Source organism: Actinocrinis sp. (assembly GCF_035650855.1).
In the GTDB taxonomy this organism is placed as follows: Bacteria; Actinomycetota; Actinomycetes; order Streptomycetales; family Catenulisporaceae; genus Actinocrinis.
In genome coordinates, this window is sequence record NZ_DASRGV010000288.1 from 43,370 (window position 1) to 51,445 (window position 8,076).

Genomic DNA, 8,076 nt, shown 5'->3' on the forward strand with positions numbered 1-8,076 from the left:
CCGACGTGACGGGTCGCTGGTGCCACCGGGCGCTAGCTGACGGCCTTCGCCGCCTCGCGTCCGGCGGTGCGCCCGGAGAACAGGCAGCCGCCGAGGAAGGTCCCCTCCAGCGAGCGGTAGCCGTGCATGCCGCCGCCGCCGAAGCCCGCCACCTCGCCTGCTGCGTAAAGGCCGGGCAGCGGCTGCCCGTCGGCGCGCAGCACCCGGCCGGACAGGTCCGTCTCCAGGCCGCCGAGCGACTTGCGGGTAAGGATGTGGAGTTTCACCGCGATGAGCGGCCCGGCCTTCGGATCGAGCAGCCGGTGCGGGGAGGCGACCCGGATCAGCCGGTCGCCGCGATAGGCCCGCGCGCCGTGGATCGCGGTAACTTGCAGGTCCTTGGTGAACTTGTTGCCGATCTCCCGGTCGCGCGCCTCCACCTGCCGGGTCACCTCGGCCAGGTCGAGCAGCGGCTTGTCGGTCAGCGCGTTCATCCCGTCCACGAGCCGCGGCAGCGCGTCGGCGACCACGAAGTCGACCCCGTGCCGCTTGAACGCCTCGACCGGGGCCGGGGCGCCCGGGCCGATCCGCCCGAGCAGCTGCTTGATGCTCTTCCCGGTCAGGTCGGGGTTCTGCTCAGAGCCGGAGAGCGCGAACTCCTTCTCGATGATCTTCTGGGTGAGCAGGAACCAGGTGTACTCGTGCCCGGTGCGCATGATGTGTTCCAGCGTGCCGAGCGTGTCGAAGCCCGGGAACAGCGGCACCGGCAGCCTGCGGCCGGTCGCGTCGAGCCAGAGCGAGGACGGGCCCGGCAGGATCCTGATGCCGTGCAGCGGCCAGATCGGGTTCCAGTTCGTGACGCCCTCGGTGTAGTGCCACATCCGGTCGCCGTTGATCACCCGGCCGCCGGCCGCGTCGCTGATCTCCAGCATGCGTCCGTCGACGTGCGCGGGAACGCCGGAGAGCAGGTTGCGCGGCGGCTGGCCGAGCCGCGCGGGCCAGTTTCGCCGGACCAGCTCGTGGTTTGCGCCGATGCCGCCTGAGGTGACGATGACCGCCTGCGCGGTGAAGGAGAACTCGCCGGCCGCGGTGCGCGAGCTGGGCGCGCCGCGGCGTACGTCGCTGGGTTCGAGTACGGTGCCGCGCACGCCGGTCACGGCGCCGTCGCTCAGGATCAGCTCGTCGACGCGGTGCCGGAACGCGAACCGTACCCGCCCCTCGACGGCCGCCGCGCGCACCCGCCGCTCGAAGGGTTCGACGACTCCGGGGCCGGTGCCCCAGGTGATGTGGAAGCGCGGGACCGAGTTGCCGTGGCCGTCGGCGAGGTAGCCGCCGCGCTCGGCCCAGCCGACGATCGGGAAGAGGCGTACGCCCTGGGCGTGCAGCCAGGACCGCTTCTCGGTGGCGGCGAAATCCACGTAGGCCTCGGCCCAGCGGCGCGGCCAGTAGTCCTCTTCGCGGTCGAAGCCCGCGCTGCCGATCCAGTCCTGCCAGGCCAGCTCGTGCGAGTCGCGGATGCCCATCCGGCGCTGCTCCGGCGAGTCGACCAGGAACAGCCCGCCGAAGGACCAGAACGCCTGGCCGCCGAGCGAGGCCTCCGGCTCCTGCTCGACCAGGATCACCCGGCGCCCGGCGTCAGCGAGCTCGGCGGTCGCCACCAGCCCGGCCAGCCCGCCTCCGACCACGATGACATCCGCGTCCACGACGACCGCACCTCGTCTCTACGTGTCTGTTAGGCAGGTCGCAGCCGATCGTAGGGCGCGGCGCGATCATTCCTCAATGAAGCATACGAACGTTTGGTGCGCCTGCACTGTGCTGATCGGTGCGGGCGGGCTCAGCTGTTTGAGGTAGCGGCGCTCCGCCTGACACACTGCGAGCATGATCGAGGAGCGGGTGTGATCGAGGAGCTGCTGCCGCCCGGCGTGGTCGCCGTCGAGGCGCGGTCCGATCCCCTGGACGCCGTGCTGTTCCCCGAGGAGGAGGCGGAACTCGCCCAGGCGGTGGAAAAGCGGCGGCTCGAGTTCACCACGGTCCGGCACTGCGCGCGCACGGCGCTGGCCCGGCTCGGCATCGCGCCAGTGGCGATTCTGCCCGGGGACCGCGGCGCCCCGCAGTGGCCGGCCGGGATCGTCGGCAGCATGACGCACTGCACGGGGTACCGCGCGGCCGTTGTCGCCCGCAGCTCGCAACTGGCGACAATCGGCGTGGACGCGGAACCGCACGAGGCGCTGCCGCCGGAGGTGCTGACCACGGTCACCGTCGCGGAAGAACGCGAGCGCCTGAAGCGGCTCGCGGCGGATCGGCCCGCGGTGCACTGGGACCGGCTGCTGTTCAGCGCGAAGGAGTCGGTGTACAAGGCGTGGTTTCCGCTGACCGGCCGCTGGCTCGACTTCGAGGAGGCGAGCATCGACTTCGAGGCGGAATCGCATCGAGCGGAAGCGCATCGAGCGGAAGCACGGGGAGCGGGCAGCGGCGAATCCGGTTCCTTCTACGCGCGGCTGCTGGTCCCGGGTCCGGTCGTGAACGGAATCACGCTGCTCGGCTTCGCCGGGCGCTGGCTGGTGCGCGATGGCCTGCTCTTCACCGCGATCGCCGTGTCGGCCAACGGATCTTCCGCAGAACGAACGATCGTGCTATGACTAGTCGGGTGAGCAAGGGCGACCGGAACGTGGGGGCCGGATCAGCGAGCGGGTCGAGGGCCGAGTCCGGCAAGGCGCAGGAGGGAGGCGGCCCGGTGTTGGCCGTCGACCGACGACAACGCAGCCAGGCGAAAGCCATCGGCCCGAGAGCCCGGCCCCCACGTTCCGGTCGCCCTAAGGGCGAGGCGACCCGGCAGGCAGTGCTGGATGAGGCGACCAGGACAGCCGCGCGTCTCGGTCTGGCCGGTCTCACCATCGGCTCGCTCGCGGCTCGGCTCGAACTGTCCAAGAGCGGGCTGTTCGCGCACTTCAAATCGAAGGAATCGCTCCAGCTGCAGGTGCTCGAACGGGCCCGCGACCTGTTCAGCGAGGAGGTCGTGCGGCCCGCGCTCAAGGCGCCGCGCGGCGAGCAGCGGGTGCGCGCGTTGTTCGAGCACTGGCTGCACACGATCATGGACGGCGGCTCCGAGTGCCTGTTCGTCTCGGCCTCCGCGGAGTTCGACGACCAGCCAGGACCCGTGCGCGACCAGCTCGTGCGCGACCACCGGGACTTCGCGGACTCGGTGGCCCAGATGTTCCGCACCGGCATCGCGGAGGGAGAGTTCCGGCCGGACGCCGACGCGGAACAGTTCGCCCACGACCTTCACTCCGTCATGCTCGGCTTCTTCCATGCTTGTCGGCTGCTCAACGACCCACAGGCGGAGAGCCGCGCCCGGCACGCCTTCGACGCACTGATCGACGCGGTACGCGTGCTGCCACGCGCTACGTAGCCGCCGCCTGACCGATCGACCCGCTAACGCATCAACCGCCTCGCTTCAGCCACCGACCGCTAATCAACGGGAGATTCCAATGGCCGATTCGACCGCTCAAAAAAGCACGATCGTTCGTTCTTCTTTGTCCCTCCGACGGCGCTCGACCCGTGCCGCCTTCGGGACGCTGGAGCGTTGCGCGCCACGTCTTGGTGCGCGCTGGGCCGAACGAGTCTGGTGCACCGTGCAGCACGCGGACCGGTCGCGCTCCACCCCGGCCGCGCCGGGCCGCCTCGTGACGCTCCCGCTTCAGGAGGGCCCGGGGCCGGCCTTCGTCGCTGAGGTCTGGGGCGTCGGCGGGCCGGTGGTCTATCTGCTGCACGGCTGGGGTGGTCATCGAAGTCAGTTCGGGGCGTTCGTCGCGCCGCTGACCGCCGCCGGGTTCCGTGTCGTCGCGATCGACGCGCCGAGCCACGGCGATTCCGGTCCCGGCCGCTTCGGCGCCAATCGCAGTCTCATCACGGAGTTCACGGCCGCGCTCGCCGCCGCGGTCCGTGCCTTCGGGCCCGCGCACGCGATCATCGGGCACTCACTCGGCGGCGGGTCCGCGGCCCTCGCGGTGCTCGACAGGCTGCCCACGAGCCGGCTCGTGCTCATTTCGCCGATGACGGATCCGACTCAGTTCATGAAGGGATTCGCCGCGATGCTCGGCTTCGGCGATCGCATCCGGATCGGGCTCATGCGGCGTTTGGAGCTGCGGACCGGCCGACCGATGTCAGACTTCGACGCGGTCGGGCGGGCGCAGGCGCTGTCCAACGCCGAACCGCCGAACGACGAGCCGATGCCCCCGATGCTGGTCATTCACGACCGCGAGGACAAGCAGATCCCGTACAGCATGGGCAAGGCGATCGCCGCGGCGTGGCAGGGAGCCGAACTGCTGGGCACGCGCGGCCTCGGACACAACCGGATCCTGCGCGATGCGCAGGTGGTCCGCAGCGCGGTCGAGTTCGTCCAGACCAGCACGGTAAGTGCGTATCAGGGAACTGCGTCCCAAGAAACGGGACAGTCCGCGTAACGACGCGCCCGGCTCACCCGACCGGAAGTCCGACGTAGTTCTCGGCGAGCGAGGCGGCCGCGGCTTCGGACGACGCGATGTAGCGCAGGTTCGAAAGCTGGAGCCGGTGCGCGAAGTCGTCGGCGTGCGGGTCCCGGTGCAGCATCGTCGTCATGAAGTACGAGAAGTGCTCTGCGCGCCAGACCCGCCGCAGTGCCGTCTCCGAGTAGGCGTCGAGCAGGCTCTCGTCGCCCTTGTCATGGGCCTGGATGATCGCGGCGGCCAGCAGCGTCGCGTCGGCGGCCGCCAGATTGAGGCCCTTCGCCCCGGTCGGCGGGACGATGTGCGCGGCGTCTCCGGCGAGGAACAGGCGGCCGTACCGCAGCGGCTCGGCGACGAAGCTGCGCATCGGCGTGATCCCCTTCTCGGTGATCGGGCCGTGTTCGAGGCTCCAGCCGGGCAGCTCGAAGCGGGCGTCGAGTTCGGCCCAGATCCGATCGTCCGGCCAGGCGTTCAGGTCCTCGTCCGGGGCGACCTGGAGGTACAGCCGGCTCACCTGAGGCGAGCGCATGCTGTGCAGCGCGAATCCGCGTTCGTGGTTGGCGTAGATGAGCTCGTCGCAGGACGGCGGCACGTCGGCGAGGATTCCGAGCCAGGCGAAGGGATATTCATGCGACCACGTGCGCAGCAGGCTTTGCGGCATCGACTGCCGGCCGATGCCGTGGAAGCCGTCGCAGGCCACGACGATGTCGCACTCGAGGGTGTGCTCGGCGCCCTCGTGGCGGTAGCGGATCAGGGGGCTGCCGGTGTCCGCCTTCTCGATGGCGAGCGCCTCGGCCTCGAACCGGATCGTGCCGCCCTGCTGCTCGCTGATCGCGATCAGGTCTTTGACGACCTCGGTCTGCGCGTAGACCATGACGCTGCGGCCGCCGGTGTGCGACGGGAAGTCCACGCGGTGCCCTTCGCGGGCGAAGCGCAGCTCGATGCCGTCGTGCCGCAGGCCGAGGCGGTCCATCCGCTCGCCGGCGCCGCTGGAGCGCAGCACGTCGACGGTGTTCTGCTCCAGCACTCCGGCGCGCTGCCGGTGCTCGACGTAGTCGCGGGTCCGGTTCTCCAGCACCACGTTCTCGATCCCGGCCTGGCGCAGCAGATGTGCGAGCAGCAAGCCGGCCGGTCCGGCGCCTATGATCCCGACGCTGGTACGCACGTCGCCATCCCCCTCTGCGTTCAGGCTTCTGATTCGGTGTCGAGCTGCGCGAACACCTGCTGCGCGACGGCGAAGGCCGAGTTGGCCGCCGGGACCCCGCAGTACACGGCGGTCTGCAGCAGGATTTCGCCGACCTCCGCGCGGGTCAGCCCGTTGTTGAGCGCTCCGCGCAGGTGCATGGCCAGCTCGCTGAGATGACCGTGCGCTACGAGCGCGGTCAGTGTGACGGCGCTGCGCATCCGGCGGTCGAGTCCGGGCCTGGTCCAGATCTCGCCCCACGCGTAGCGCGTGATGAGGTCCTGGAAGTCGGCGGTGAAGTCGGTGGTGTTCGCGATCGCGCGATCCACGTGCGCGTCACCGAGTACGGCGCGGCGCACCGCCATTCCCGCGTCGCGGCCGGTGCCGGGCTTCGCATTCGGCTCGGCAGACGACTCGGCATTCTGCTCGGCAATCGGCGCGGCGACGGCCCCGACGGCCAAGTGGGAGCGCAGTGCCTCCGCGACAATCTGCGGCTGCTCGACGCAGGCGAGATGGGCGGCTTCGGCCACTTCGAGCAGCTTGGCGTCGGGGATCGCGCCGGCGAGTTCGCGGGCGTGCTCCACCGGCGTCGAGATGTCCTCACTGCCTGCGATCACCAGCGTGGGAGCGCTGATCGCGCCCAGCTGCCCGCGCAGGTCGAGCCCGGCGAGTGCGTCGCAGCAGGCTGCGTATCCGGCCGGGTCGGCGCCGCGCAGGTCGTCCAGCAACGCCTCGGCGATCGGCGCGCCGGAAGCGGCGAAGCGCGCGGTGAACCAGCGTCCTGATGCCGCGTCGGCGACCGGGCCGATGCCCTCGTCCCGGACGGCTTTCGCGCGTGCCTGCCAGTACTGCGGGTCGCCGAAGTGCGCGGAGGAGCAGACCACGGCCAGCGAGGCGATCCGTTCCGGCCGGTGGATCGCGAGCCAAGTCCCGATCGCGCCGCCGAGCGAGACTCCCGCGTAGTGGAAGCGCTTGATACCGAGTGTGTTGGCGAGGTTGAGCACGGTCTGCGCCAAGTCGGCGATGGTGATCGCGTCGGGCTTGAGGCTTGGCAGCGCGCTCGCGGGCGTGCGGCCGTGGCCGGGCAGGTCGTACCGGATCACCGTGTGATCGGCCGCGAGCGTGGGAACGACCTCATCCCAGAGCCGCATGCTCGTGCCGATGGAGGGGCCGAGGATCAGCGGCGGCCGCTCGATCTCGCCTTCCTCCTCGCGGCCGTCGCGGTGGTAGTGGAGCAGCGGGCGGTCAGCCATCGAGGTTCGCCTTCATTCGGTCCGCAGCGACGTTGAGGCCTTCGAGCAACCTGACCGCGTGATGTGCGGCCTTGCCGGTGAGGGCCAGCAGTTCCCTGACAGCGGCGTCTTCGGACTGCCAGCGTCCGGCGGCGCGGTGCAGTTCCTGCGGCAGCGCGGAGAAGACGGTCGCGACCAGGCCGGGGCTGCGCTGGGCGAGCGCGGCCAGCTGGACGGAACGGGCCGGATTGCGCTTGTCAGGCATCGATGAGGAGGAGCCCGCGGCGCCCTCTTCCAGCTCGCCGATCTCGGGCTGCGACAGCATGATCACGTCGACGCCGATCTTGGCCAGCGCGCCGGTGGTGAGGCCGAGCGCGGTGGCCAGGTCGACGATGCGTGTACGCACGGTGTGCCAGGGGCGTTCCGGAGCCGTGAGCCCGAGTTCGGCGGCAAAGGCGCGAACCAGTTCGGGATCGTCGAGGTCGCCGATCGGTCCGCCGAGCTGCACCGCGAGAGATTGCTCGTGAACGGTCGCCATGCGCGCGCGGGCGTCTTCGATGGCTGATTGCCAGGAAGCCAGGAGATTGCCGAAGGTGCTGGGCAGGGCGGGTTGGAGCAGTGTGCGGGCGCGCTGCGGCGTCTCGCCGAAGTCGCTCGCCAAGCCGCGGACGGCCGCGATGCATCGATCAAGGAGGGGCATCGTGAGGCCGATGTTCCGCGAGGCCTGGAGCATCAGCGCCGTGTCGATGATGTCCTGGCTGGTCGCGGGCTTGTGCAGGTACTCGTGGTACTCCTCGGACAGATGCGAACGCAGACGCTCGACTAAGGGCACGACGATGGTGGCGTGCTCCTCGCCGAAATCGCGCATTTCGTTGTAGTCGTATCCCTGCTGGGTCGCGCGCACGATCGCGTCGGCGGCGGCCTGCGGGATCCGGCCGAGCTCGGCCTTGGCCTTGGCCAGCGCGGCCTCGGTTTCCAGCAGCGTGCCCAGCGGATCGTCATCCCACGGAGAAGGCGAGGAATACCGTCTCGGCGTCGGCGTCATCACCATCACCTCCCTGAATACGCACGTCGAAGCGGTACGTGCCCGTCCCCTCCGCCTGCGAAATCAGCGTTGCGCGACGGCGCGGTTCCAGCGATGCCAGCAGCGGATCGGCGGCGTTCGCGCTTTCCAGGTCGGAGAAGTAGACGCGGCTGT

Annotated in this window: 7 protein-coding genes and 1 pseudogene; 3 read left to right on the plus strand and 5 right to left on the minus strand. The window is 70.2% G+C overall.

Features of this window, described 5'->3' with window-relative positions:
- Positions 1-32: 32 nt before the first annotated feature.
- Positions 33-1,682: an FAD-binding dehydrogenase gene (locus VFB40_RS20605; RefSeq protein ID WP_324853130.1), complete on the minus strand. Its 1,650-nt coding sequence runs from the start codon at positions 1,680-1,682 to the stop codon at positions 33-35.
- A 192-nt stretch (positions 1,683-1,874) separates the two neighbouring features.
- Here VFB40_RS20605 and VFB40_RS20610 point away from each other — a divergent pair, with 192 nt between their 5' ends.
- From VFB40_RS20610 to VFB40_RS20620, 3 genes are all read left to right on the plus strand, one after another.
- Positions 1,875-2,618, plus strand: a complete 744-nt coding sequence (locus VFB40_RS20610; RefSeq protein ID WP_324853132.1) for a 4'-phosphopantetheinyl transferase family protein — start codon at positions 1,875-1,877, stop codon at positions 2,616-2,618.
- Positions 2,615-3,388, plus strand: coding sequence for a TetR/AcrR family transcriptional regulator (locus tag VFB40_RS20615; protein WP_324853134.1), 774 nt, complete (start codon positions 2,615-2,617; stop codon positions 3,386-3,388). Before VFB40_RS20610 ends, VFB40_RS20615 begins: the two co-directional genes overlap by 4 nt.
- 223 nt (positions 3,389-3,611) lie before the next feature.
- Positions 3,612-4,442: an alpha/beta fold hydrolase gene (locus VFB40_RS20620; RefSeq protein ID WP_324853136.1), complete on the plus strand. Its 831-nt coding sequence runs from the start codon at positions 3,612-3,614 to the stop codon at positions 4,440-4,442.
- 13 nt (positions 4,443-4,455) lie between these two features.
- Here VFB40_RS20620 and VFB40_RS20625 read toward each other — a convergent pair whose 3' ends face one another.
- The 4 genes and pseudogenes from VFB40_RS20625 to VFB40_RS20640 form a co-directional block, all read right to left on the minus strand.
- Positions 4,456-5,628, minus strand: coding sequence for a 4-hydroxybenzoate 3-monooxygenase (locus VFB40_RS20625; RefSeq protein WP_324853138.1), 1,173 nt, complete (start codon positions 5,626-5,628; stop codon positions 4,456-4,458).
- A gap of 20 nt (positions 5,629-5,648) precedes the next feature.
- The gene (pcaDC, locus tag VFB40_RS20630; protein ID WP_324853140.1) at positions 5,649-6,899 is read right to left on the minus strand and encodes a bifunctional 3-oxoadipate enol-lactonase/4-carboxymuconolactone decarboxylase PcaDC; all 1,251 of its coding nucleotides are present in this window, start codon (positions 6,897-6,899) and stop codon (positions 5,649-5,651) included.
- Positions 6,892-7,923, minus strand: coding sequence for a lyase family protein (locus tag VFB40_RS20635; protein WP_324853142.1), 1,032 nt, complete (start codon positions 7,921-7,923; stop codon positions 6,892-6,894). Before VFB40_RS20635 ends, pcaDC begins: the two co-directional genes overlap by 8 nt.
- Positions 7,877-8,076, minus strand: a pseudogene (locus tag VFB40_RS20640) (protocatechuate 3,4-dioxygenase subunit alpha); the annotation flags it as partial. The pseudogene VFB40_RS20640 and the gene VFB40_RS20635, both read right to left, overlap by 47 nt.

Excerpts from the sequence above, each read along its gene's own strand:
- pcaDC (WP_324853140.1), bottom strand. The coding sequence starts at position 6,899 with ATGGCTGACCGCCCGCTGCTCCACTACCACCGCGACGGCCGCGAGGAG.
- VFB40_RS20615 (WP_324853134.1), top strand. The coding sequence starts at position 2,615 with ATGACTAGTCGGGTGAGCAAGGGCGACCGGAACGTGGGGGCCGGATCA.
- VFB40_RS20635 (WP_324853142.1), bottom strand. The coding sequence starts at position 7,923 with ATGACGCCGACGCCGAGACGGTATTCCTCGCCTTCTCCGTGGGATGAC.